At 66.4% G+C, this 22,984-nt stretch carries 20 protein-coding genes; 10 read left to right on the top strand and 10 right to left on the bottom strand.

What is annotated here, in order from left to right; all coding sequences use genetic code 11:
* The first annotated feature begins 198 nt into the window (after nt 1–198).
* Nucleotides 199–1,542, top strand: a complete 1,344-nt coding sequence (locus ACILR9_RS01520) for an ABC transporter substrate-binding protein (RefSeq protein ID WP_395708108.1) — start codon at nt 199–201, stop codon at nt 1,540–1,542.
* A gap of 259 nt (nt 1,543–1,801) precedes the next feature.
* Here the strand turns inward: ACILR9_RS01520 and ACILR9_RS01515 are convergent, their stop codons facing one another.
* From ACILR9_RS01515 to ACILR9_RS01490, 6 genes are all read right to left on the bottom strand, one after another.
* A complete protein-coding gene (locus tag ACILR9_RS01515) occupies nt 1,802–2,410 on the bottom strand; it encodes a cysteine hydrolase family protein (protein WP_395708107.1) in 609 nt (202 codons plus the stop codon).
* A 332-nt stretch (nt 2,411–2,742) separates the two neighbouring features.
* Complete coding sequence (locus ACILR9_RS01510; protein ID WP_395708106.1) at nt 2,743–3,303, bottom strand: carboxymuconolactone decarboxylase family protein; 561 nt, start codon at nt 3,301–3,303, stop codon at nt 2,743–2,745.
* Between the two features lie 194 nt (nt 3,304–3,497).
* On the bottom strand, nt 3,498–4,400 hold the full coding sequence (locus ACILR9_RS01505; protein WP_395708105.1) for a hypothetical protein: 903 nt from the start codon (nt 4,398–4,400) through the stop codon (nt 3,498–3,500).
* Nucleotides 4,401–4,414: 14 nt separating this feature from the next.
* The gene (locus ACILR9_RS01500; protein WP_395708104.1) at nt 4,415–5,167 is read right to left on the bottom strand and encodes a glucose 1-dehydrogenase; all 753 of its coding nucleotides are present in this window, start codon (nt 5,165–5,167) and stop codon (nt 4,415–4,417) included.
* Nucleotides 5,160–6,881: an acyl-CoA dehydrogenase family protein gene (locus ACILR9_RS01495; RefSeq protein ID WP_395708103.1), complete on the bottom strand. Its 1,722-nt coding sequence runs from the start codon at nt 6,879–6,881 to the stop codon at nt 5,160–5,162. Before ACILR9_RS01495 ends, ACILR9_RS01500 begins: the two co-directional genes overlap by 8 nt.
* Nucleotides 6,878–7,492: a TetR/AcrR family transcriptional regulator gene (locus ACILR9_RS01490; protein WP_395708102.1), complete on the bottom strand. Its 615-nt coding sequence runs from the start codon at nt 7,490–7,492 to the stop codon at nt 6,878–6,880. The genes ACILR9_RS01495 and ACILR9_RS01490 overlap by 4 nt, the downstream gene beginning before the upstream one ends.
* A 181-nt stretch (nt 7,493–7,673) precedes the next feature.
* Between ACILR9_RS01490 and ACILR9_RS01485 the strand changes: the two genes are divergently transcribed.
* Entirely contained in the window at nt 7,674–9,257 is a 1,584-nt protein-coding gene (locus ACILR9_RS01485; protein WP_395708101.1) for a phytoene desaturase family protein, read from the top strand.
* Nucleotides 9,258–9,350: 93 nt separating this feature from the next.
* Here ACILR9_RS01485 and ACILR9_RS01480 read toward each other — a convergent pair whose 3' ends face one another.
* The gene (locus ACILR9_RS01480) at nt 9,351–10,205 is read right to left on the bottom strand and encodes an LLM class F420-dependent oxidoreductase (protein ID WP_395708100.1); all 855 of its coding nucleotides are present in this window, start codon (nt 10,203–10,205) and stop codon (nt 9,351–9,353) included.
* A gap of 146 nt (nt 10,206–10,351) precedes the next feature.
* Between ACILR9_RS01480 and ACILR9_RS01475 the strand changes: the two genes are divergently transcribed.
* The 4 genes from ACILR9_RS01475 to ACILR9_RS01460 all read left to right on the top strand — a co-directional run bounded on the left by ACILR9_RS01475 (nt 10,352) and on the right by ACILR9_RS01460 (nt 15,036).
* On the top strand, nt 10,352–11,770 hold the full coding sequence (locus ACILR9_RS01475; protein ID WP_395708099.1) for a M20 family metallopeptidase: 1,419 nt from the start codon (nt 10,352–10,354) through the stop codon (nt 11,768–11,770).
* A 21-nt stretch (nt 11,771–11,791) separates the two neighbouring features.
* Nucleotides 11,792–12,268 (top strand): hypothetical protein, encoded by a 477-nt coding sequence (locus tag ACILR9_RS01470; protein ID WP_395708098.1) that lies wholly within the window; start codon nt 11,792–11,794, stop codon nt 12,266–12,268.
* Nucleotide 12,269: 1 nt separating this feature from the next.
* The gene (locus tag ACILR9_RS01465; RefSeq protein ID WP_395708097.1) at nt 12,270–13,877 is read left to right on the top strand and encodes a GMC family oxidoreductase; all 1,608 of its coding nucleotides are present in this window, start codon (nt 12,270–12,272) and stop codon (nt 13,875–13,877) included.
* A gap of 298 nt (nt 13,878–14,175) precedes the next feature.
* Complete coding sequence (locus ACILR9_RS01460; protein ID WP_395708096.1) at nt 14,176–15,036, top strand: SDR family oxidoreductase; 861 nt, start codon at nt 14,176–14,178, stop codon at nt 15,034–15,036.
* A 36-nt stretch (nt 15,037–15,072) separates the two neighbouring features.
* Here the strand turns inward: ACILR9_RS01460 and ACILR9_RS01455 are convergent, their stop codons facing one another.
* Nucleotides 15,073–15,459, bottom strand: coding sequence for a hypothetical protein (locus ACILR9_RS01455; RefSeq protein WP_395708095.1), 387 nt, complete (start codon nt 15,457–15,459; stop codon nt 15,073–15,075).
* A 90-nt stretch (nt 15,460–15,549) separates the two neighbouring features.
* Entirely contained in the window at nt 15,550–16,512 is a 963-nt protein-coding gene (locus ACILR9_RS01450) for a Bug family tripartite tricarboxylate transporter substrate binding protein (RefSeq protein ID WP_395708094.1), read from the bottom strand.
* 263 nt (nt 16,513–16,775) lie between these two features.
* On the opposite strand from ACILR9_RS01450, the gene ACILR9_RS01445 reads away from it, so the two are divergent.
* From ACILR9_RS01445 to ACILR9_RS01430, 4 genes are all read left to right on the top strand, one after another.
* Complete coding sequence (locus ACILR9_RS01445; protein ID WP_395708093.1) at nt 16,776–17,546, top strand: IclR family transcriptional regulator; 771 nt, start codon at nt 16,776–16,778, stop codon at nt 17,544–17,546.
* A gap of 419 nt (nt 17,547–17,965) precedes the next feature.
* On the top strand, nt 17,966–19,369 hold the full coding sequence (locus tag ACILR9_RS01440) for an ABC transporter substrate-binding protein (protein WP_395708092.1): 1,404 nt from the start codon (nt 17,966–17,968) through the stop codon (nt 19,367–19,369).
* Between the two features lie 12 nt (nt 19,370–19,381).
* Nucleotides 19,382–20,284 carry a carbohydrate ABC transporter permease gene (locus ACILR9_RS01435; protein ID WP_395708091.1) on the top strand — a complete coding sequence of 301 codons (903 nt, stop codon included), beginning with the start codon at nt 19,382–19,384 and terminating at the stop codon, nt 20,282–20,284.
* Nucleotides 20,284–21,153 carry a carbohydrate ABC transporter permease gene (locus tag ACILR9_RS01430; RefSeq protein ID WP_395708090.1) on the top strand — a complete coding sequence of 290 codons (870 nt, stop codon included), beginning with the start codon at nt 20,284–20,286 and terminating at the stop codon, nt 21,151–21,153. The genes ACILR9_RS01435 and ACILR9_RS01430 overlap by 1 nt, the downstream gene beginning before the upstream one ends.
* A gap of 157 nt (nt 21,154–21,310) precedes the next feature.
* Here the strand turns inward: ACILR9_RS01430 and ACILR9_RS01425 are convergent, their stop codons facing one another.
* Complete coding sequence (locus tag ACILR9_RS01425) at nt 21,311–22,945, bottom strand: AMP-binding protein (RefSeq protein WP_395708089.1); 1,635 nt, start codon at nt 22,943–22,945, stop codon at nt 21,311–21,313.
* Nucleotides 22,946–22,984 lie beyond the last annotated feature (39 nt).

Genomic DNA, 22,984 nt, shown 5'->3' with positions numbered 1-22,984 from the left:
GCGACTGAACACTTCTTTTCCATGCGGATTCTTGCGCGACCGCCGGCTTTCTGCTTCTAATGCAATGCCACTGAGCGAAATTTCATCGCTCAGCCTGTAGCTTACGCTTCTTTCCAAAAAGGCCTGAAGGCCACGCATCGCGGCAACGCGAGCACCAATAACGACCTGTCGAGAAGGCAGCTTGGAGGAGGAACGTTCATGGCTAGGAGCACTATCACGCGTCGTCGTTTCGCGGCCGGCACGGCCGCTCTGTCGTCGGCCCTGGTGGCCGCACCGTTCGTGCGCGGCGCCCATGCCGCTGGCAAAATGTCGATCGGCCTCTGGGACCATTGGGTGCCGGGCGCCAACAAGGCCGCCGAGGCGGCCGCCAGGGCTTGGGCCGACAAGGAGAAGGTCGACCTGCAGATCGATTTCATCACCTCGCAGGGCAACAAGCTGATCCTGACGGCGGCCGCCGAAGCGCAGGCACGATCGGGTCACGACATTCTGGTCGTCGGGAGCTGGGATTGCGCGCGATACGCCGATCAGCTCGCGCCGGTCGACGACATCATGGCGCCGCTGATCAAGCAGAACGGGAAGGCCAGCGACATCACGCAGTACCTCGGCAAGATCGACGGCAGGTGGCTTGGCGTGCCGGCAACGCCGGGCGCTCAGTTCAAGGGACCGACGTCGCGCATCGACCTCCTGAAGCAGCACGCCGGCATCGACATCCAGGCCATGTATCCGGTCGGCGCGCCACCCAAGGCCGACGCCTGGACGCTCGATGCCTTCCTCAAGGCTGCCGCCGACTGCCACAAGGCGGGCTACCCGTTCGGGATCGGGCTTGGCACGACGGCCGATTCGGTCGACACCTGCGGCGCCATCTTTCAGAGCTTCGGTGCGGAACTGGTGGACGCCAAGGGCGAGATCACGGTGAAGAGCGACAACGTCAAGAAGGCGCTCGAGTACTGGAAGCAGCTCGTCCCCTATCTGCCGCCGGATGCGCCGTCGTGGGACGACGCCAGCAACAACAAGATGTTCGTCGCGGGCAAGACCGCGCTGATCATGAACCCGCCCAGCGCCTGGGCGGTGGCGCGGCGTGACAGGCCTGAAATCGCCGAGCAGACGTGGCATCACGGCATGGCCGCTGGCTCTGCCGGACGTTACGGGCCGTTCACGACGCCGTTCTGGGGAATCTGGAACTTCGGCAAGAACCAGAGCGCCGCGAAGAGCCTGCTCGCCGCCCTGTCGCAGGCCGACGCGATCGAAGCGATGGTGAAGGCCAGCGCCGGCTACGACATTCCGCCGTTTGCCAACCTGACGACTCTGAAAGTGTGGGAAGAGGAGGGACCGCCCAAGGGCACGCTCTATCATTACGCGAACCCGTTCAACCACCAGATCCTGTCCATCGCCGCCGCCCCTGCGCCGCACCGGATCGCCGTGCAAATCTACCGGCAGGGGCTTCAGACCCAGATGGTGGTACGCTACGCAATCAAGGGCGAGTCGATGGACAAGGTCCTGGCCTTTGCGGTCAACGAGATCGAGGGTTACATGCGGGTCTGAGCCCGTGGGCGCGGGAGCGTCCTGCCCCTAAGCGCCAACGTCGGTCGAAGACCCATCAAAAACCTCATCCTGAGCAAGCTCTCCTCCTCGCCGAAGGGCGAAGGTTACTTCGCCCGAATCGAGACGCCGCGCTCCGCGCGGTTCCTCAGGGGGAGGAGGGAACGTTCTGCTGATTGGTTCAACGTGCCGTGACGCGCAAGGCTTTGACGCGCCTGGATGCCGAAAGAAGCGCCGTTCGCGCGCGAGGCGCCCATCGATTTCAGCAACGCCACCGATCGATCAAGTTAGCGGTCGTGGTGGCTTCGACTTGGTGGGAGAAACGCTGCCGGTAGAGCTGCAGCAGCGCGTCGTGGGTGCTGTCCTGCGTGCTGCACAGCGCATCTGTGGGCAGGACGATCCGAAATCCGTGATCGATCGCCGCCATCACCGTGGCGAGGACGCAAACGTCCGTTTCTCCTCCCGTGACAACCAGCGTATCGATACCTCTGCGTTTGAGGGCGGCGGCGAACCCCGGGCGGCTGAAAGCCGAATTCACCCCTTTGTCCAAGACCTTGGCCGGCGGCACAAGGCGAGACAGAGGAGGCACGAGCTCGAGCAGAGCCTCATCGAGCCGTTCGAGCGTCATCTCAGGCCAGGCCGCATAGTAGTCGCGCCAGGCGCCCATCGCCTCTTCGGGCCGCCGCGGAGGGGTGAAGCGCGTAAAGATCGTCTGTCGGGCATATCGCCCGGCGATTTCCACGATCGTGGGGAGGACCGCGGCGAGCCATGGCACGTGCCAAGGCGTGCCCTCCGCGAACAGGCGCTGCATGTCGATGCAGAGATGACACGTCGCCGTGCCCAGCGAGAACGGTTGGGAAGGGATGCCCATGACCTCTTGCCAACGCGAGACACGTGCGAGGGGTTCACGCCTCCCGAGCGCTCGTTGCAAGGAGCAGCTCGCGCAGTACGGCGTCCGCAGGAACGCCATCGCACCACGCGATGCCGCCGGATGCGTATTGGTCTGAAACCGGACGGCAACCGGTCCGCCTCCAGAATGTTCCTACCATTGTTCATGGATGACCTACGTCGGCCCTTCGCCGCACGCCGGGCCGGCGCTATTTCGCTCCAGAACCGACGCCTAGGCGTTTGTCTCCGAGGATGCTGGCCGCACCCCTGCAGGGCCGGCTCCCTTCGAGGCAAGCGCCTAGACGTTCGGTGATCCTACCGTGCCATGCCCGTGGCGCCGTCGGGAACGTCGTAGAAGGCGAGCGTCATCGCAACGCTGGTGTAGTGCCCCATCAGCGTGATGACGTCGGTGATTCCGACGTGGTCGAGCGCCTTGACCGCCCGCTCATGGAGCCCGCGCGAAACCCACCGTCCGGTGGACAGCACCATCGCCATTTCATAGACGACCTGCTCGCGTACATCGTCGAAGGTGGTCGGCAGGCCGCCCAGGATCGCCTCGACCTTGGCGGCCGGCAGCCCGACCTGCTTGGCCAGCCGTTCGTGTGCCGCGGTCGGGTAGGCCGACCGCCAGTGGCTGGTGATGACACAGACGGCAATTTCGCGCTCTCGCTCGCTGAGCGAGTAATTGCCGGGCTGAAAATGCGCGCCGAACGGACCGGCGACTTTCGCGAGCTTCGGGTTGTGCACCCAGATCTTGGTCGGACCGGGCAGGCGACCGCGCGCCTCGATCATCGAATTGTAGCCCGCCTGCTGCTCCGCAGACATCTTGTCGTAGGGGATTTCGGCGTACCGGCCGAAGGTCGGTGTCTCGGACATCTGCCCTCTTCCTTTCGTGTCGTGACTCCACGCAGGCATCGGGCGATGGGCCGGCGACCCTGTCAACCCGGTGATCTTTGGAGGGCAGGATGTCGCCGGCCTGCCGCACGGCCCGGGAGAAGCGCGTGATGGAGTAGGTTGGCGATGATGACGCCCGGCAGCAGGGCGACGGCGGAGGGTGTGCGGCTGCGCTCTCACGCGAAGCTGAAGCCCATCGTGCGGCCGCGATAGTAGAGGCCCGCGTCCTGCACGATCAGCGCCAAGGCGATGTCACGGTCCTCGACCGTGCCATCGGACCTGGGCGCGTTGCGATGATCGTGGGCCGCGCCGGCCGGCGTCAGCAGGGTGACGTGCTCCGTCCACGGAAAGGACCGTCCGCCGATCGTCGAGGCGCAGTGCGCCTCGCGCAGGGCGAGCACCAGAGCCGCGGCATTGTGCCGGTGCGGACGCTGCGCCTCACCGGGGCGCACGGCGTTCAGGGTGAGCGTCATCGCCGGCAGGCAGGTGCCGAGGCGCTCGGTGCGGACGCTCGCCATGAACAGGGCTCGGCCCGGCGTGTCGGGCGCCATCGGCCTGTCGTAGAGCGCGCGCAGCTCGCGGGCGATGGCGTCGTGCCGATAGTGCGTCGTCTCGACGGGCGTGTGCTCGGCTGCTTCGGGGCGGACGCCCAGGAAGGCGAGCGCCGGTTCGTCGGTTACCAGCCACAGCACGGCGTCGTCGTCGGCCTGCCAGGTCGAGGCGACACCGCCGGGCAGGGCAAGCATGTCGCCAGCCTGCCAGGAAAGCATTTCGCCGGCGCGCACGAGCGTGCCGCTGCCGCGCAGGACGGCCCAGATCTCGCCGCTGGCAGCGAGGGTGCATGTGAGCGTCTCGCCACGGCGGATGCGGGCATAGCGTGCCAGCATGAAGGGCGTGGTCGCTGGCCGGCCGGTGCCTAGCATGGACGAAAGATCGAGGGCGATGAAGCCGGTCGGCGTTTGCGCGGCAAACGCGCGGGCGGCTTCGGAGACGAAGGCCTGCGGCTCGAGCGCCGGCCGTGCGATGTTGAAGCCCTGCTCGACCGGCACGTAGCGGGCGCGTTCGGCGTGGATCGACATGGTGGTTCCTCCCGTCACAGCGCCATGAAGCCGCCGTCTGTGTTGAGCACATGGCCGACGACGAAGGAGGCGGCATCCGAGGCCAGCCATACCACCGCTTCGGCGACCTCCTCGGGCCGGCCCATGCGGCGCAGCGGCAGGCCGGCGGCGACGGCCGACATGTCCATGATCTTGGAGGCCAGCATCATGTCGGTTACGACGCGGCCCGGCGCCACCGCGTTGATGCGCACGCCCTTCTCCGCGTACTCCATGGCGGCCGAGCGGGTGAGCGAGATCACCGCGGCTTTCGACGCCGAGTAGAGCGCCAGACCGGGATTGGGATTGCGCAGGCCACTCACTGAGGCGTTGACGACGATCGCACCGCCGCCATGCGCCGTCATGTGCCGGACTTGGTGCTGCAGGCAGAGATAGACCGAGCGGACATTGGTGTCGAAGACGCGGTCGTAGAGCGCGGCATCCTGCTCGGCCAGCGGCGCGCGCGGCTCCTGGTAACCGGCGTTGTTGAAGGCGACGTCGAGCCGGCCGTGCTCGGCGATGACAAGGCGATGCAGCTCGGCGAGGTCGTCGGGCCGGGTGACGTCGGTGGCGATGAAGCGGCCGCACCCGCCGCTCTCGGCGAGGGCCGCGACGGCCTTGCCGCCTTCGCTCTGCCGGCGGCCGGCGATCACGACCTCGGCGCCGCGGCGGGCGAAGGCAAGGGCGGCGGCGCGTCCGATGCCGGTCGCGCCGCCGGTCACCAGGACGACCTTGCCGGCGAAGTCACGCATCGGCGTCGCTCTCTATGCGGGCGCGCTCGACGATGGCGCGCCGATCGAGGCCGCCGGGCAGGCAGCCGAAGGCGACACCTCCGTCGCCCGCCAGGCGGGTGGCGCAGAAGGCGTCCGCGACCGCCGAAGGCGAGTGCTGCACGACCAGGCTCGCCTGCAGGCAGAGCGCCAGGCGCTCGGCGAGGCGCCGCGCCCGCGCCTCGTGCTCTCCCGGGGCGGCGAGCTCGGTCTCGAGCCGCCTGATCATGTCATCGAGCTTGCGGTCGCCGCCGCGGGCGCGACGCACCTCGTCGAGAAAGGCCCCGGCGGTCTCAGGCGTGCGCGCAAGGGCGCGCACGACGTCGAGGGCGATGATGTTGCCGCTGCCCTCCCAGATGCCGTTGAGCGGCGCCTCGCGGTACAGTCGCGCCATCGGCCCGTCCTCGATGAAGCCATTGCCGCCGTGGCATTCCAGGGCTTCGTGCACGACGCCGACCACGCGCTTGCAGTTCCAGTACTTGGCAACCGGCGTGCCGAGACGCACCAGCAAGGCCGCCGCTGCATCTCCCGCGGCTTCACCGTCGACAGCGCACGCCAACCGGAAGGCGAGCAAGGTTGCGGCCTCGACCTCGAGGGCGAGGTCGGCAACCACGTTCTCCATCAGCGGCTGATCGAGCAGCCGGCGCTGGAAGGCGCGGCGTGTCGTCACGTGATGAATTGCTTCTGACACGGCGCGCCGCATCAGCCCGGCCGACCCGATGGCGAAGTCGAGTCGCGTCAGGTGCGTCATGGCGAGCGCCGCCTTGATGCCCTGGCCTTCCTCGCCGACCAGCCAGGCAAGTGCGCCGCGATACTCGATCTCGCCCGAGGCGTTCGAGCGGTTGCCGCACTTGTCCTTGAGGCGCTGGATCAGCAGGCGGTTGCGCGTGCCGTCGGGCAGCCAGCCCGGCAGCAGGAAGCAGGAGAGGCCACGGTCGGTGCGGGCCAACGTGACGAAGACGTCGCTGTGCGGCACCGAGAAGAACCATTTGTGGCCATCGATCAGATAGGCCGCGCCCGGTCCGCGTCGCGCCGAGGCGGGCCGCGCCGTCGTCTGCGTCGCGCGCAGGTCCGATCCCGCCTGCTTCTCGGTGAGAGTCATGCCCACCGTGCCGCCGGTCTTGCGCTGCATCGGCGCTGCTGCCGGATCGTAGCGCTGCGAGAGGATGAACGGCTCCCAGACCGCGGCGAGGTCGGGCTGCAGGCGCAGCGCCGGCACTGCCGAGTAGGTCATGCCGAGCGGGCAGCAGATGCCGCTCTCGCCTTGGTTCCATAGATAGGAGAGCACGCCGCGCGCGATGTGCGCGCCGGGCTGGCGGGCGGTCCAGGCGAGGGCGTGTGTGCCGTGGCCGACTGCCAGCGTCATCAGCTCGTGCCATGCGGGATGGAAGACGATCTCGTCGAGGCGATGACCGAAGCGATCGTGGCTGCGCAGCTCTGGCGTGTATCGGTTGGCGTTGCGCGCCAGCTCGGCGACGCGCTCGCTTGCCACCACCGCACCGGCTTCGGCGAGCAGCTTGCGCGCCCAGCCGAGCTTCTCCCGTGCCGTGATCTCGCCCAGCAGGCGGTCGCCGGTGAAGGCGTTGTGCCTGGCGAAGGGCGTCGCCTGGTTCGTCACCTCGTGCGTGGCATAGCCGTCGGCCGGCAGTGGCGGCAGGCGGTCGAACGGATCGGTTGCCGTTGTGGACGTCGTCATGTCTTGACCTTCGCGGCGCGCAGGCAGAACTGGGTGATCTGGTCGATGAGATGGCGGTCGGCGCGCGCGCCGGTGCCCTTGGACGGCGCCAGCGGTCCGACCAGCGCCTCCATGAACGCGCCGACGATGCAGGCCGCGGCGACGGCGGGATCGAGCCGCGGGAAGGCGCCGCGCATGATGCCGTGGCGCAGGACGCGCTCGAAGCAGCGCGCCAGCTGGGCGCGATAATCGAGACGCACCGTCTCGACCTCCGGATCGACCGGCTCGGCGATCATCGCGTAGGCCAGTCGACGCCCGCGCAGGGCGCGGCCGGCAAAGGTGCGGATCGCCGCCTCGAGCCGTTCCGCCGGCGAGCCGTCGGCTTCGGCAACCGACTGGACGATCCCGACCTCGCGTGCCGAGACGCTGGCCACGATCTCGGCGCAGAGCTCTGCCTTCGACGACCAGTGGCGATAGACCGTGCCCGTCGCGACGCCGGCCGTGGTCGCGACGGCGTCGACCTGGGCAGCCTGCCAGCCACCGTCGGCGACGAGCGCGCGCGCCGCCGCCAGGATGCGCGCCCGCTTGTCGGCTAGACGCCGCGTCGCGCTTTCGGTCTGCCGATAGACCACGTCCGCTCCGTCAAGAATTGAACCGGAGTTCATTCCCAAGAAATGAACAATAGTTCAGGGTTTGAGTCAAGCCAGGCGATCGGACGCACTTCATTCTGCTCTCGTCACTGGCGTCTTCAGCCGTTGAAACGGCGCTCCGTTTCATCCAGCCTGCGCCGACACGGACTTCGTCGAGGGCAGGGTGGCGGAACGTTACGACGCAGTGATCATCGGCGGCGGGCACAATGGCCTGACCTGTGGCGCCTATCTCGCCCGCGCCGGCCTCAGGGCTCTCGTGCTCGAACGTCGCGACGTGATCGGTGGCGCGGCGGTGACGGAGGAAGTCGTCCCGGGCTTCAAGTTTTCCGTCTTCAGCTACCTCATGAGCCTGCTGCATCCCAGGGTCATCGCCGATCTCGAGTTGCGCAAGCACGGCTTCGAGGTGCTGCCGGCTTCGGACATGTTCTCGTCGTTGCCGGGCGGCGATCACCTCGTCTTCAGCGACTCAATGGCGAAGACGCAAGCGAGCTTCGCGCGCTTCTCCGAAAAGGACGCGGCGATCTATCCCGAATTCGACCGTTACCTGATGGAAGCGGCGCAGATTGTCCGCAAACTCCTGCTCGAGACGCCGCCCGATCCGAGCTGCCGCGACTGGCGCGCCTTCAGGCAGACGGCGCAGCTCCTGTGGCAGTACCGCAGGATCGGCGGCAAGCTTTTCCGCCTCATCGATCTCGTGACGATGAGCGCCGATGACTACCTCTCGGAATGGTTCGCGAGCACGCATGTCAAGGCAGCGCTCGCTTATTACTCCGGCATCGGTACTTTCGCCGGGCCGCGCTCCCCTGGCTCCGCCTACGTCATTATGCACCATGTCATGGGCGAGCATGCCGGCGCTGGCGGTTGGGGCTTCGTTCGCGGCGGCATGGGTACGATCACCCAGGCGATCGCCGCATACGGCCGCGGCAAGGGGCTGGAGATCCGCACCAACGCCGCCGTCGCGTCGATCGATACGGCGGGCGGGCGGGCGACCGGGGTCACGCTGGAAGACGGCACGAGGATCGACGCCGGAATTGTGGCGAGCAATGTCAGCGCCAAGCTGACTTTCCTGAAATTCCTTCCCGAGAGCGTGCTGCCTGCCGAGCTCGTGCGCGACGTCAGGACCTATCGGACCTTCTCGACCGCCTTCAAGGTCAACATCGCCTGCGAGAGGCTGCCGCAATACCGCGCCTTCGATGCTGCGGTATGCGGTTTTCCCTATCCGACCTACACCCATATCGGGCCGACGATCGAGTATCTCGAGCGCGCCTATGACGACGCCAAATGGGGCGACTGGTCTCGCGATCCGTTCATCACGCCGGTGGCGCCGAGCTTCGTCGACGACACCATCGCGCCGTCCGGCAAGCATGTCGTCCATCTGTTCGGCGGCCACGCGCCGTATACGCTGAAGGAGGGTGGTTGGGAGACGCGCAAGCCCGATTTCGTCAAGAACGTGCTGCGGGTGATGGACGAGCACGCGCCCGGCTTTTCCGACGGCATCATCGGCATGCAGGTGCTGACGCCTCCGGATATCGAGGCGAAGATCGGCTCGCCGCACGGCCACATCTTCCATGGCGAGCTCAACATCGATCAGCTGTTCTTCGCCCGGCCGGCGCCGCATTGGGCGGACTATCGCAGCCCGCTGAAAGGTCTCTATCAGTGCGGATCGTCTGCCCATCCCGGCGGCGGGGTAGGCGGCGTTCCGGGCCACAATGCTGCGCGCGAGATCCTGAAGGATCTCGGCAAGTGACCGCGGCAGCTAATCGCTATGCTTCCAGGCCGACGCCGAGTTCACCGATCGCTACGCATCGGTCGGCGGCACCGTTCCGATTGCTGGCCGCCTCTAGCCGCCGACCGCACGCATCACGGCGACCCACTTGTCGAGCACCGGCAGGATCGTGTCGGCCGTCTCCGACGGCAGGCTGGCGGAGACGCGGCTGACGCCGGCGTCGCGATAGCGCTTCACCAGATCGGCATCGGGCTGCTGGCCGCCGATCGAAATGTCCATCTTGTCGGGATCCCGGTCGGCCTCGGCGCACATCTGGCGAAACTTGGGAATAAGCTCGATCAGCGGCGTCGGACTCTTGTCCGTGATCTGCGGCATCCAGCCGTCGCCGTAGCGCACGGCGCGGCGTGCCGAATAGGGGAAGGCGCCGCCGACCAGGATCGGCGGATGCGGCTTCTGCACCGGCTTTGGCCACGTCATCATCGGGTCGAACTTGACGAACTCGCCGTGATACTCGGCCTTCGATTTCGTCCAGATCGCCTTCATCGCCTCGATGTTCTCGCGCGCCCGCTTGTGGCGGGTAGCGTAGGCGGTGCCGTGATTCTCCATCTCGTCCTGATTCCAGCCGTTGCCGACGCCGAACACGAAACGCCCGCCCGAGACCTGGTCGAGCGAGGCGACCAGCTTGGCGGTCTGGATGGGATCGCGCTGTGCCACCAGGCAGACGCCGGTCCCGACCTTGAGCGTCTTCGTCGCCATCGCCGCGGCGGTCAGGGTCACGAACGGGTCCATGACGTCGTAGTAGCGCTTGGGCAGATCGCCGCCGAGGATGAAGCCCGTCTTGCGTGACACCGGAATGTGCGAATGCTCGGGCGCCCAGACGATGTCGAAGCCGCGCTGCTCCAGCGCGACGGCGAGCTCGGCCGGTCCCATCGAATAGTCGGTGAAGAACATCGACGCGCCGAATTTCATTGGGCGATCCTCCCCTCGAAATGTGCGGGATGGAGCGTGAACGGCCAACGCCGGCCGCGCAACGCCGTTCCTGCCCCTCCCAGCTTCGCGGGGGGGGCCATGAGAGAGCGTAGCGAGAGACCTTTGCCTTGTCCTAACATGGCGCCATGGACACCAACCGCCTGAAGACCTTCGTCGATACGTTCTGGGACGATGCGATCGTGCCGTCCCTCGTCGAGTACATCCGCATCCCCAACAAGTCGCCGGCCTACGATCCGCAATGGGTCGAGCACGGCTACATGGAAGACGCCGTCACGCTGATGGAGACGTGGGCCCGGCGCGAGCTCGCGGCGTTTTCCGGCGCCACCCTGGAGGTCGTCCGCCTGCCCGGACGCACCCCGCTGATCTTCTTCGACGTGCCGGGCGACAGTGGTGATACCGTGCTGCTCTACGGCCATCTCGACAAGCAGCCCGAGATGAAGGGTTGGGCGGAGGGGCTGGGGCCGTGGATTCCGGTCATCAAGGACGACAAGCTCTATGGCCGCGGCGGCGCCGACGACGGCTATGCGATGTATGGCTGCTTCGCCGCCCTCCACGCCTTGCGCGAGCAGAACGTGCCGCGCGCCCGCTGCGTCATCATGATCGAGGCGTGCGAGGAATCGGGCAGCTACGACCTGCCGTACTATGTCGACCATCTGATCGGTCGCATCGGCAGCCCGTCGCTGGTCGTCTGCCTCGACTCCGGCTGCGGCGATTACGAGCGGCTGTGGCTCACCACGTCGTTGCGCGGCATTGCGGGCGGGACGCTCACCGTGCGCGTGCTGACCGAGGGCGTGCACTCGGGCAGCGCGTCCGGCATCGTCCCGTCGTCGTTTCGCCTGCTGCGCGGGTTGCTGTCGAGAATCGAAGACGAGGCGACGGGCGCGATCAAGCTCGACGAGCTCTACGTCCAGATCCCGCCGCAGCGCATCGAGCAGGCCAAGGCGGCGGCCGAGATCCTGGGCGACGCGGTCTATGCGAGCTACCCCTTCGCCGGCGCGACGCGGCCGATGGCGAGTGATCGCGGCGAGCTGGTGCTGAATCGCACCTGGCGGCCGCAACTCGCCGTGGTGGCGATGGACGGCTATCCGGTTCCGGGCGATGCCGGCAACGTGCTGCTGCCCTATTCGACGGCCAAGCTGAGTATCCGCACTCCGCCGACCCTCGACGGCCACGGTGCCGAGCAGGCAATCAAGCGGGCGCTCGAGGCCGACCCGCCCTACGGTGCGGAAGTGGCCTTCCGCGCCGAGGGTGGGTCGAGCGGTTGGCACGCGCCGCCGCTGGCGCCATGGCTTGCCAAGGCCGTGGGCCAGGCCTCGCAGGACGCCTTCGGCAAGACCGCAGCCTATATGGGCGAAGGCGGCTCGATCCCCTTCATGGGCATGCTGGGCGAGAAGTTTCCGGACACCCAGTTCGTCATCACCGGCGTGCTCGGGCCCCATTCCAATGCGCACGGTCCCAACGAGTTCCTGCACATCCCGACCGGCAAGCGCGTGACGATGGCGGTGGCCCACATGATCGCCGCGCACCACGAGCGTCCGAAGTAATTGCAACCCGCTCGAGACCCAATGAACAGCATCAAAGATAGCGCACTGAGCGTCGCCGACCGGCAAGACCTCGCCGTTATCGCCGGCACGATGGTGCCGGCGGACGCCACGCTCGGCATACCCGGCGCCGACGATCCCGCCATCCTGGCCGATATGGAGAAATCGATCGGGCGCGACCTGCCGCTGATCCGCGAGGCCCTGGCCGCAATCGCGCGCAAGGCGGACGGCGCGTTCACCGGCCTGGACCAGGATCGGCGCGAGGCGCTGGTCAACGACTGGTACAAGAGCGGCGGCGCGGCCGCCGTGATGCTGGGTCGCCTGGTGCTCGGCGCCTACTACCGCGACGATCGCGTTCTGGTGGCGCTGGGACTGGAAGCGCGGCCACCCTTCCCGAAAGGCTACATCCTGGAGCAGGGCGACTGGTCGCTGCTCGACCCGGTGCGCGGGCGTGCCCCGTTGTGGCGCGATGATCGCGCCGAGCTGTCAGGGGAGCGCTGAGATGGCGGAACAGGAGCGGGTCGATGTCCTGATCATCGGCTCGGGCGCCTCGGGCGCCGCGGCGGCGTGGAGCCTCGCCGAAACGAAGATGCGCATCCTCTGCCTCGAGCAGGGCGACTGGATGAAGTCGACCGACTTCCCGACCAACGGGCGCGACTGGGAGGCGCGGCGCTACGGCGATTTCGACATCAGCCCGAACCGGCGCGGCCGCGACACCGACTATCCGATCAACGACGACAATTCGTTGATGAAGATCGCCAATTTCAACGGCGTCGGTGGCGGCACGATCATCTACACGGCGCACTGGCCGCGCATGCACCCTTCGGACTTTCGCACAAAGTCGCTCGACGGCGTGGCCGACGACTGGCCGATCGATTACTGGACGCTCGAGCGATTCTACGAGGAGAACGATCGCATGATGGGCGTCTCCGGCTTGGCCGGCGATCCCGGCGTGCCGCCGCGCCATCCACCGATGCCGCCGATCCCGCTCGGCAAGACCGGCATGCGCTACGCCCGGGCGATGAACCGCCTGGGCTGGCACTGGTGGCCGTCCGACACCACGATCGCCACCACGACCTACGAAGGCCGCGCGCCTTGCATCAATCTCGGCCACTGCACGCCGGGTTGCGCACAGGGCGCCAAGGCGAGTACCGACATCACATATTGGCCACTGGCGCTGCGCGCCGGCGTCGAGCTGCGCACGCGCTGCCGGGTGCGCGAGATCACTGTCGGCCCGGATGGCATGGCGTCGGGTGCGATCTACTACGACGCTCAGGGTAAGGAATGCTTCCAGCCGGCCGAGGTCGTCATCGTGGCCTGCAACGGTGTCGGCACGCCGCGCCTGCTGCTCAACTCGGCGTCGGGACGATTTCCCAACGGGCTCGCCAACTCCTCCGGACTGGTCGGCAAGAACCTGATGCTGCACCCTTGGCCGATCGTCTCGGGCTATGTCGATGACGAGCGGCTCGACGGCGGACGTGGTCCCATCACCTGTATGTGGAGCAAGCAGTTCTATGAGACCGATCCGGCGCGCGATTTCGTGCGCGGCTACACGCTGCAGTTCGGCCGCAACGCCGGTCCGGCCAATCTGGCGATGGTTGCCGCCGGGGTGGGTCATCTGCCGTGGGGCCACGATCACCATCGCATCTACCGCGAGCTGCTTGACCGGCGGCTCAATATCGGCGTCGCCTGCGAAGACCTGCCCGAGGAGCACAACCGGGTCACCCTCGATCCCGTGCTCAAGGACAGCAACGGCATCCCTGCGCCGCGCATCGACTACACGATCAGCGAGAACACTGAGCGCATGATGGAGCACGGCATCGCCCGCGCCGAGGAGATCCTGACCGAGGCCGGCGCCAGCCGGCTCTATTGCTCGCGCACTGCGCTGAACTACCCCGGTCATCTCCTGGGCACGGCCCGCATGGGGACCGATCCCGAGCGCTCGGTCGTCAATGACTGGGGCCGCAGCCACGACGTAAAGAACTTGTTCATCGTCGACGGCAGCATCTGGGTGACCTCGGGAGGGGTGAATCCGACCTCCACCATCCAGGCCCTGGCGCTCTACGTCGCCGACCAGATAAAGCAGCGTCTGGCGACGCTGTTCGACTGACTCCTCTCTCCTCCCCAGCTTCGCTGGGGAGGTGCCCCCGTAATCGGGGGCGGAAGGGTCATGGGCCGCAGTCTCGCTGCTCATGACCCCTCCGTCGCCTCAAGACGGCGACACCTCCCCAGCGAAGCTGGGGAGGAGAATGAGAGAGCGTCCATATGCGAATGCCCTGCCCGATGACGGGGGCGGCACATGAAGGATGCGCTCGCCGCGAGCAGCTTTGCTCGCGAAGAGAATGAAGAGAGCGTCACAGGCCGCTTTGTGGATATGATCGAGGCCATCGAGAAGGAGGAAAGCTCGCATGGCCGAGAAAGTCGGGAAGAACACCAAGGGCAAGCCGGTGGCGGTGGTGATCGGCGCCACGTCGAAATGGCAGTCGGACGGTCGCAACACCAGGCTGGTGCATGGCAAGGCCGTCGACGACAGCGACCTGCCGGTGGGCGTGCGCTGGGGCGTGGGCGGCGCCATCGCCCAGAAGTTCGCCCGCGAGGGATTTTTCGTCGTCCTGACGACGCGCGCCGCCGCCAATGCTGCCGGCCTCGAGAAGGCGATCCACGACCAGGGCGGCGACGGCATGATCGTCGAGCTCGACGTCTCTCGCCAGGAATCCATCTCTGCGGCCTTCGCCACGGTTCGCAACCAGGCCGGAGAGCCCCAGGTCGTGGTCTATAACGCGGGCTATCTCGAGGGTCGCGACCTGCCGCCGGAGAAAGAGCTGCTCGAGCACATCCCCGTGGAAATGTTCGATACCGCCCATCACATCGCAAGCCGCGGCCCGTTCCTGGTGGCCAAGGAAGTTCTGCCCGCCATGCGCAAGCGCGGTGAGGGCTCGTTCCTGTTCTCCAACAACGCAAGCTCGCTGCGCGGCCGCAAGCGCATGACCGGCCAGTCGCTTTACTATCCGCGGGTGATGATGCGCACGCTGGCGCAGGTGCTCACCGAGGAATATTCCGAGCACGGCATCCACGTCGCGAATGTGGTGATCGACGGCACCATCGACTCGCCCGGCACCCGCGCCCTGCCGCGGGTCCGCCAGAACCCCGACCTGGTGATCAATCCGGAGAAGATCGCCGACGCTTTCTACTACCTGCACACCCAGGATCGCTCGTGCTGGACGCACGAGCTTCAGCTGACGCCGTTTCCGAGCAAGCCGAGCTACTGACGACGCGGCAGCGATACGGAGTGAGGGCAGGGCGTCCTAGGTTGCGACGGCCTGCTTGCTGTCGTGCGCCGCGTGGGCATGCCGGCGCTCCGACGGCAGCGATACCAGCCGCCGCAGCAGCCAGATGGCGAACCGCCGCCACAGCGGCGCGTCGAAGTGCCGGGCGAACTCCCGATTGACCTCTATGGGGCGCCAGTAGGAGGTTCGCCACTCGCTGTAAGCCGCGTGGAATTTCCGCGTCTGCTCGGGCGTGGCCCGCAGGAGGGAGCAGTCGCACACCGCGTCGATCCGCACCTCCTCCTCGTTGATGAACCGGAAATGATGCCGGCTCGGCCGGTGGTGCAGCGTATCGTTGGAGAACTCGAACTCTTCCGGGCGGGAACGGATGGCGGTGATCGCCGGAGCCAGATCCAGGTAGGGCATCGGAACGCTCCTCTGATGATTCCGATAAAAGCCGTGGCCCTGGCTTTGGTTGCAGGTCGATGAAGATTCGGCTGTCCGTTCGGTCCCGCCTCACTGCGGCTCAATGCCGGCGTCCTTGAGGGCCACCTTCCAGACAGCGAGCTGATCCTTCATGTAGGCGGCGAGCGCCTCCGGCGTCGACGATTTCGGTATGAATCCGTGACGCTGCATCTGCTCCTTGACCGATGGCTTGGCGAGCGCGGCGGCCATCGCCTTGTTCATGGTGGCGACGACCTCCGGCGGCAGTCCGGCCGGCCCGACCAAGGCGAACCACGGACCGATCGGGAATTTTGCCTGGCCTGCTTCGATGATCGAGGGCACCTCGGGCAGCAGGGGGCTGCGTTCGTCGAACGCCGTCGACAGCGCCCTGAGCTTGCCCGCCTTGATGTGCGCCAGCGACGATGTCGAGGTGCTGTTCATCAACGGCACCCGGCCCGACAGCAGGTCAGCCATCGCATCGGGCTCCGACTTGTAGCGGATCGCTTCGAGCTTGATGCGGTTGTTGGCGGCCAGCATAGCCATCGAGACGAAGGCATAGGTGTTACCCGTGGCGTAGTCGACCGGCTTGGGGCTGGCCTTGGCATAGGCAATCAGCTCGCCGAGCGTGTTCACCGGCAGCGAGGGGTGGACGACGATGAAAAACGTGTTGTCGCCCAGGTAGGTGACCGGCGTAAAGTCGGCCATCACGTCGTAAGGCGGATCCTTCTGCAGGTTCGGGACGACGGCCAACGGGCTATTGGTGCCGAACAGGAACGTATAGCCGTCAGGCGGCGCGCGTTTGACCTCGCCCGCGGAGAGCGCGCCGTCGGCTCCCGGCTTGGGCACCACGATGACGGGCTGGCCGAGCGTCTGCTCGAGCTCCTGGCCGGCGATGCGCGCCAGTGCGTCGGTCGCCGATCCCGCGCCGAACGGGATGACGAAGCGGATCGGTTTGGACGGATAGGGCTGCGCCTCGGCGGCGACGCACGGCACCAGCAGCACCGCGGCAAGGACCGCGGCGATCTTCTTCAGCATGAATTTTCCTCCCGAAGCCTTCTCGCTTTGCGCGAGCGTACTCCGGCGGATGAGGCCCTGAACAGTCCGGTCGTCGCCCCGGAGAGCGCCACCCCCTATGTCATCCTGAGCGCAGCGAAGGATCTCATCGCCAGGAGCCCCAAAGCGCGCTGGCGGCCGATGGCGATGAGGTCCTTCGCTGCGCTCAGGACGACAAGAAAAGAGCAGCTGTCGCGCCTTCCGTGGCCATCCTATTCTGTCCCGACATACGGGATGGGGATGTGATGAAGAGCAAGCGCGGCAGCGGACGCCGCTCGGACGACTCCGTCAAGTCGCTGGCCAAGATGGTGTCGATCCTCGATGCCTTCTCGACCTCGCGCCGGTCGATGTCGCTGGCGGAAATCTCGGCCGCGACCGGCTTGCCGCGCAGCACAGCCCACCGGTTGGCGGCGTCTCTGCGTGATGCCGGGCTGCTCGACCAGGAGGGACATCGCGATCGCTATCGGCTCGGCATCAAGCTGTTCGAGTACGGCAACACGGCCCTCGCCAATCTCGATCTGCATCGCGAGGCACGTCCGTTCGTCGATGCCTTGAGTCGAATCAGCGGCCACCTGGTCAACCTCGCTGTGTTCGATGGCCGCGAAGCGGTCGTCGTCCACCGTGTCCTGGCCGAAGGCGGAACGCCGCTCACCTTGATCGAGGCGGCACCCATCCATTGCACGAGCACCGGCAAGGCAATCCTCGCCTTCCAGCCGGTCGCGAAGATCGACGCCATCATCGCCGACGGGCTGAAGCGATTCACTGACACGACGATCACCGACGGAAGAAAGCTCAAGACCGAGCTCAAGCTCATCCGTGCCCGCGGTTATGCCGTAGACGAGGGCGAGCACCAGCCCGGTATCCGCTGCGTCGGCGCGCCGATCCGCGATCGTGCGGGCCGTGTCATCGCCGGGATGAGCGTCAGCGGGCCAGCGCGCCAGTTGAAAAAAGACCAGGTCGGCGAGCTCGCCAAGATCCTCGTCCATCACAGCGAGCTGGTGACGGCGAAGCTGTAAACAGGCTCATGGCCGGGAGCGCGCCACTCATAAATCCTCATCCTGAGGAGGCCGCGCAGCGGACGTCTCGAAGGATGGGCCACGCACGAGATCGCTGGGAATCGGTGTCGCCGCACCCATTCTGTTGCCGACCCTTCGAGATGCGGCCCTCTGGGCCGCTCCTCAGGGTGAGGTCTCTTTGTAGCTAGTTTGCGCCTATGAGGGTGTCACTCCCGTGGCGCTCATGGGACATGTGATCAACGAGAAGAGCGCCACAGGAATGGTGCGGTCCCCGCCATGACTCCATCGTCCTATGGGCGATATTCATGCTGTCCCGTATTACAGGATTCGATTCTGTTTGACGGGATGAAAGCGGCGCGCGATGAGTCCTGTGCGCGACTCGCGAGAAATTTCGTAAAGCGACCTTGGGGGAGGGCGGCATGCGCATGCGGCGTCGACAGTTCACCGGCTCGTTGCTTGCGGCGCCCATCGCGGCGGGTGGCAGTTCCATCGCCTCGGCACAGGATGATGCTGCGCTCGAGTACTACCGCCAGGCCAAGATCGACTGGCGCCAGGCCGCCGGTCAGTCGCTGACCATCGGGCTCAACAAGCACCCGTTCACCGAATCGCTGCTGCCGCTGATCCCCGAGTTCCGCAAGCTGACCGGCATCAATGTCGAGTACCTGATCCTGCCCGAGGCGGAATACTTCACCAAGCTGGTGGCCGACCTGTCGCAGCAGCGCGGCGAGTTCTCCGTCATCATGACCGGCCCGGTGCGCAACTGGCAGTACGTGACGCCGGGCTGGATCCTGCCGCTCGACGACTTCCTCAAGAATACCAAGCTGACCGATCCGGCCTGGTACAAGCTCGACGATTTCTATCCGGCGCTGCTCGCCGCCAACCGCTGGAACGGCAAGACCGGCGGCGGCGTCGGCGAGGGGCCGCTCTACTCGATCCCGGTGCTCGAGGAGAGCTACATCCTGGCCTACCGCAAGGACATCTTTGACCAGTACAACATCAAGGTCCCGACGACCCTGGAAGAGATGGCCGAGGCGGCGCGGCTGGTGAAGAAGAATGCCGGCATTCCCGGCCTCGTCGCCCGCGGCACGCCGAGCGTGGCCAGCATGGGCACCGGCTTCATGAGCGGGCTCAAGGCCTACACGGACGGCCAATGGAGCGAGTTCGACGACAAGCTCAACGCCAATTTCCACGACCCGCGCTCGGTCAAGTACACTGAGGCCTGGATCGCCATGGTGCGCGAGAGCGGACCGCCGAACTGGGCCAACATGCAGTGGTACGACGCGATGGAGGCCTTCACCGCCGGGCAGGCCGGCATGATCGCCGACGCCGATTTCTTCGCCGCCAACTACGAGGATCCCAAGAAGTCGAAGGTCGCCGGCAAGGTCGGCTACGCGCTGCTGCCGTCCGGGCCGGGCGGCAAACCCTATGCCGGCCTGTGGACCTGGGCGCTCGGCGTCAACAAGGCGACCCGGAACAAGGATGCGGCCTGGCTGTTCATCGAATGGGCGACGGCGCCGCGCACCCTGCTCAACGCCACGGTCAACTTCCGCAACTACAATCCGGCGCGGGCGTCGGTCATGAACGACCCGCGTGTCCAGGAGATCATGGGCGCGTGGGGTGGCGGCAGCTATCTGAAGGTGGTGGCTAAGAACCTCGAATCGGCGCGCGTCGCCTGGACGCCGCAGTCCGAGCGCACGCGCACCGGCGACATCTGGGCGCGCTCCCTGCACGAGATCTATTTCCAGCGCATGTCGGCGGCCGATGCGCTCAAGAAGGCGAGCGCCGAGGTCGACAAGGTGCTCAAGGAAGCCGGCATCAAGTAGCGGCACCCGCCCGTGACGACACCGCGCCAGCGCCGCCATTGGCGGCGCGAGAGGTTCCTGCCGTACCTGCTGCTGGCGCCGGCGCTGGTCCTGCTGGTCGGGATGATCTACCCGTTCGGCCTGGGCCTGTATTACAGCTTCACCAGCTACTGGCTGCAGTATCCCAATCGCTTCCGCTTCGTCTGGCTCGACAACTACGTCGACCTGATGGGCGAGCCGCTGTTCGTGCGCGCCCTCGAGTTCACGCTCGGCTTCACCCTGGTGGCTGTCGTGATCCAGGTCGGTCTGGGGCTGGCGGTGGCGCTGTTCCTGCATGGCCGCGTTCCCGGACGCAGCGCGCTGCGCGCCCTGCTGCTGCTGCCGCTCATGCTGCCGCCGGTGATCACCGCGTTGATGTGGAAGATCATGATGGCGTCGACCAACGCCGGCATCCTGAACTACATGCTGTCGTTCATCGGCGTCGATCCGGTCAACTGGTTCGGCTCGACGCAAGGTGCCGTCGTCTCGGTCCTGATCATCGATACCTGGGGCAACCTGCCGTTCGTCGCCCTGATCCTGCTGGGCGGGCTGCAGGCCCTGCCGACCGAGCCCTACGAGGCAGCTCGGGTCGACGGCGCCGGGGCCGTCGCCATGCTGCGTTACGTCACCCTGCCGCTGTTGAGTCCGTTCATCGTGCTCACCGTCCTGTTCCGGACGATGGATTCGCTGCGCATCTTCGACGTGATCTACGCCACCACGCAGGGCGGGCCGAACGACGCCACCACCAACCTGCAGATCATGGCCTATCAGTATTCCTTTCAGTGGTACCAGATGGGCAAGGGCATGGCGCAGGCGATCGTGCTGCTGCTGCTGGTCGTTCTGGTGAGCTATCTGTTGATGCGGCTGTGGAACCGCGCCGCCGAGAGCACCACCTGATGGCAGCGCACGCGGCATCGTGGCAACGGTCGGTCCAGCAGGTCGCCATCTGGGGAGCGGCGGCGCTGTTGCTGTTGTGGACGGTCTTTCCCTTCGTCTGGATCCTGCTGACCTCGCTGAAGAACCCGGGTGACATCATCTCGGTGCCGCCCAAATTCCTGTTCGAGCCGACATTCGACAACTATTCGGCGCTGGTGATCGGCGAGCAGGGCGGCCAGTACTCCTCGACGCGCCCGGACTTCCCGCGCTTCTTCCTGAACAGCATGATCATTTCCGTCGGCGCGGTGGCCCTGTCGGTCCTGACCGGCATCCCCGCAGCCTACGCGCTGGCGCGCTTCAGCTTTCCGCTCAAGGACGGCTTTGCCTTCGTCCTGATGAGCTTCCGTTTCGTGCCCTTCATCGCCTTCGTCATCCCGCTCTATCTGCTCTATCAGCGCGTCGGGCTGTACAACACGCACGTCGGGCTGATCCTCGCCTACCAACTGATCACGCTGCCTTTCACCATCTGGATGTTGCGCAGCTTCTTCATGGAGATCCCGGCGGAGATCCAGGAGGCGGCCAAGATCGACGGCTGCTCCTGGTTCGGTGTGCTCAGCCGGGTGATCCTGCCGCTCAGCATGCCGGGCATCGCGGTCACGCTGATCCTGGGCTTCATGTTCTGCTGGAACGCCTTCAACTATCCGCTGATGCTGGCCGGCCGGCAGACCTTTCCGGTGACGGTGGGCGCCATCCAGTTCATCTCCTACGAGCAGGTGCTGTGGGGCCAGATGGCGGCCGCAACCATCGTCGCCGCGCTGCCGCAGCTGGTGCTGAGCCTGATGGTGCAGAAGTACATCGTGCGTGGCCTCACCATGGGTGCCGTCAAATAGGCGGGCCTGCGAGGCATCAAGATCATTGCCGGGAGCGCGCCACTCCATGGCGCTCATATCATGTTCTTCTGGACCGCGAGCGTCCCGCTCGCTCATGATGATGAGTGGGCCAGATGACCATGAGCGCCACGGAGTGGCGCGCTCCCGGCAATGAGTGTCAAGCTTCGAGTTTCACGAACCGCTTCTTCGCATCCTCGCGCAGCACGGCCTTCCTGATCTTGCCCGACTCGGTCATCGGGAAGGCCTCGACGAAGACGACGTGCCGCGGCAGCTTGAAGCTCGCGATCTTGCCGCGGCAATGGCCCAGCACCTCGTCGGCTTCGAGCGTCAGGCCCTGGCGGCGTTCGACATAGGCGACGGCGACCTCGCCCAGGCGCTCGTCGGGCAGGCCAACCACGGCGACCTGCTGGACGGCGGGATGCTCCAGCAGCAGGCCCTCGGTTTCCATCGGATCGACGTTCTCGCCGCCGACCTTGAGCATGTCCTTGTAGCGGCCGAGGAAGCGGAGATGGCCGTCCGGCAGCCACATCGCCGCATCGCCAGTGCGGAACCAGCCATCCTCGGTGAAGCAGGCGGCGGTCTCGACGGGCTTCTTGTAGTATTCCTTCATCACCGCCCAGCCACGCACCTGCAATTCGCCGGCCACGCCCGGCGCGAGAAGTGCGCCGGTGGCGTCGTCGACGATGCGCAGCTCGTAGCCGATCCCCGGCCAGCCCGAGGCCTCGCTGCGATGCACCTCGTCGTCGTCGAGCGAGGACAGCGACACACCGAGCCAGATCTCGGTCATGCCGTAGCCGGAAACGTTCCTGATCGGCGCCAGCGCCTTCATGCCGCGGCGCACCACGGGCGTGGCGCTCAGCATGCCGGCGGCGAAGATGCCGGTGCGCAGGCTGGAGACGTTGCGCGGGCGCGCCTCCTGCGCCTCGCTCAGACCCTTCACGTGCGCCTCGAAGCCGTGGATGATGGTGGCGCGTTCTTTATCGATCAGGTCGAGGCTCTCCTCGGGATCGAAGCCGCGGGTCACGATCTGCCGCGCCCCGGTGATCATCGACATCCAGGCCGCCTCCGACAGGGCGAGCGCATGGAACAGCGGCAGGTAGTTGAGGATCGTGTCGTTGTACGTAATCGCCATCCGGTGAGCGCGCTCCTCGACGTTGCGGATCAGCTCGTGGTTGCGCACCACGCCCTTGGGGAAGCCGGTCGTGCCCGAGGTGTACATGATGAAGGCAGTCGCGGTCGGATCGACCGCACGGGCCCGCGCCGCCAGATGATCGGCGGAAACTCGGCCCGCGGGCTCGGCAAGCGCCTGCCAATCCAGGGTTCCCGGTTGCGGCGCCTCGCCGAGCAGGATCACCGAGCGCAGCAGCGGAAAGCGGGAATCCTGCACGGCGTGGCCCGAGGCGGGCAGGGTGATCGCCTCGCGCACCATGCCGGCATAATCCACGGGGCCGGAATGATCATGCGTGATCAGAAACCGGCTGTCGGATTGGCCCAGCACGTAGGACAGGTCGCGCGGGCGGAACCGCGTGTTGATCGGCACCAACACGGCGCCGATCTTCTGCACTGCGAACGAGATGAACATCCAATCGTCGCAGTTATTGAGCCACAGGGCGACGTGCTCGCCATGCCCGACCCCGGCGGCGATCAGGCGCCGGGCCGCATCGTCGATGCGTACCGCAATCTGGCCAAACGTGTAGCGGTTGGTGCCGAACACCAGCCCCTCGCGATCGGGCAGGCGGGCGGCGATGTCGTCCGCAAGATCGCCGAAGCGGCGCTGCCGGTCAGCCCTCATGGCGCTCATTCCTCCATTCATTTTCCTTGTCCGAAGTGT

The organism is Reyranella sp., from assembly GCF_044224635.1.
Lineage (GTDB): Bacteria > Pseudomonadota > Alphaproteobacteria > Reyranellales > Reyranellaceae > Reyranella.
Note: the sequence above shows the minus strand (reverse complement) of the source record. Positions and strands in the feature narration are given on the sequence as shown.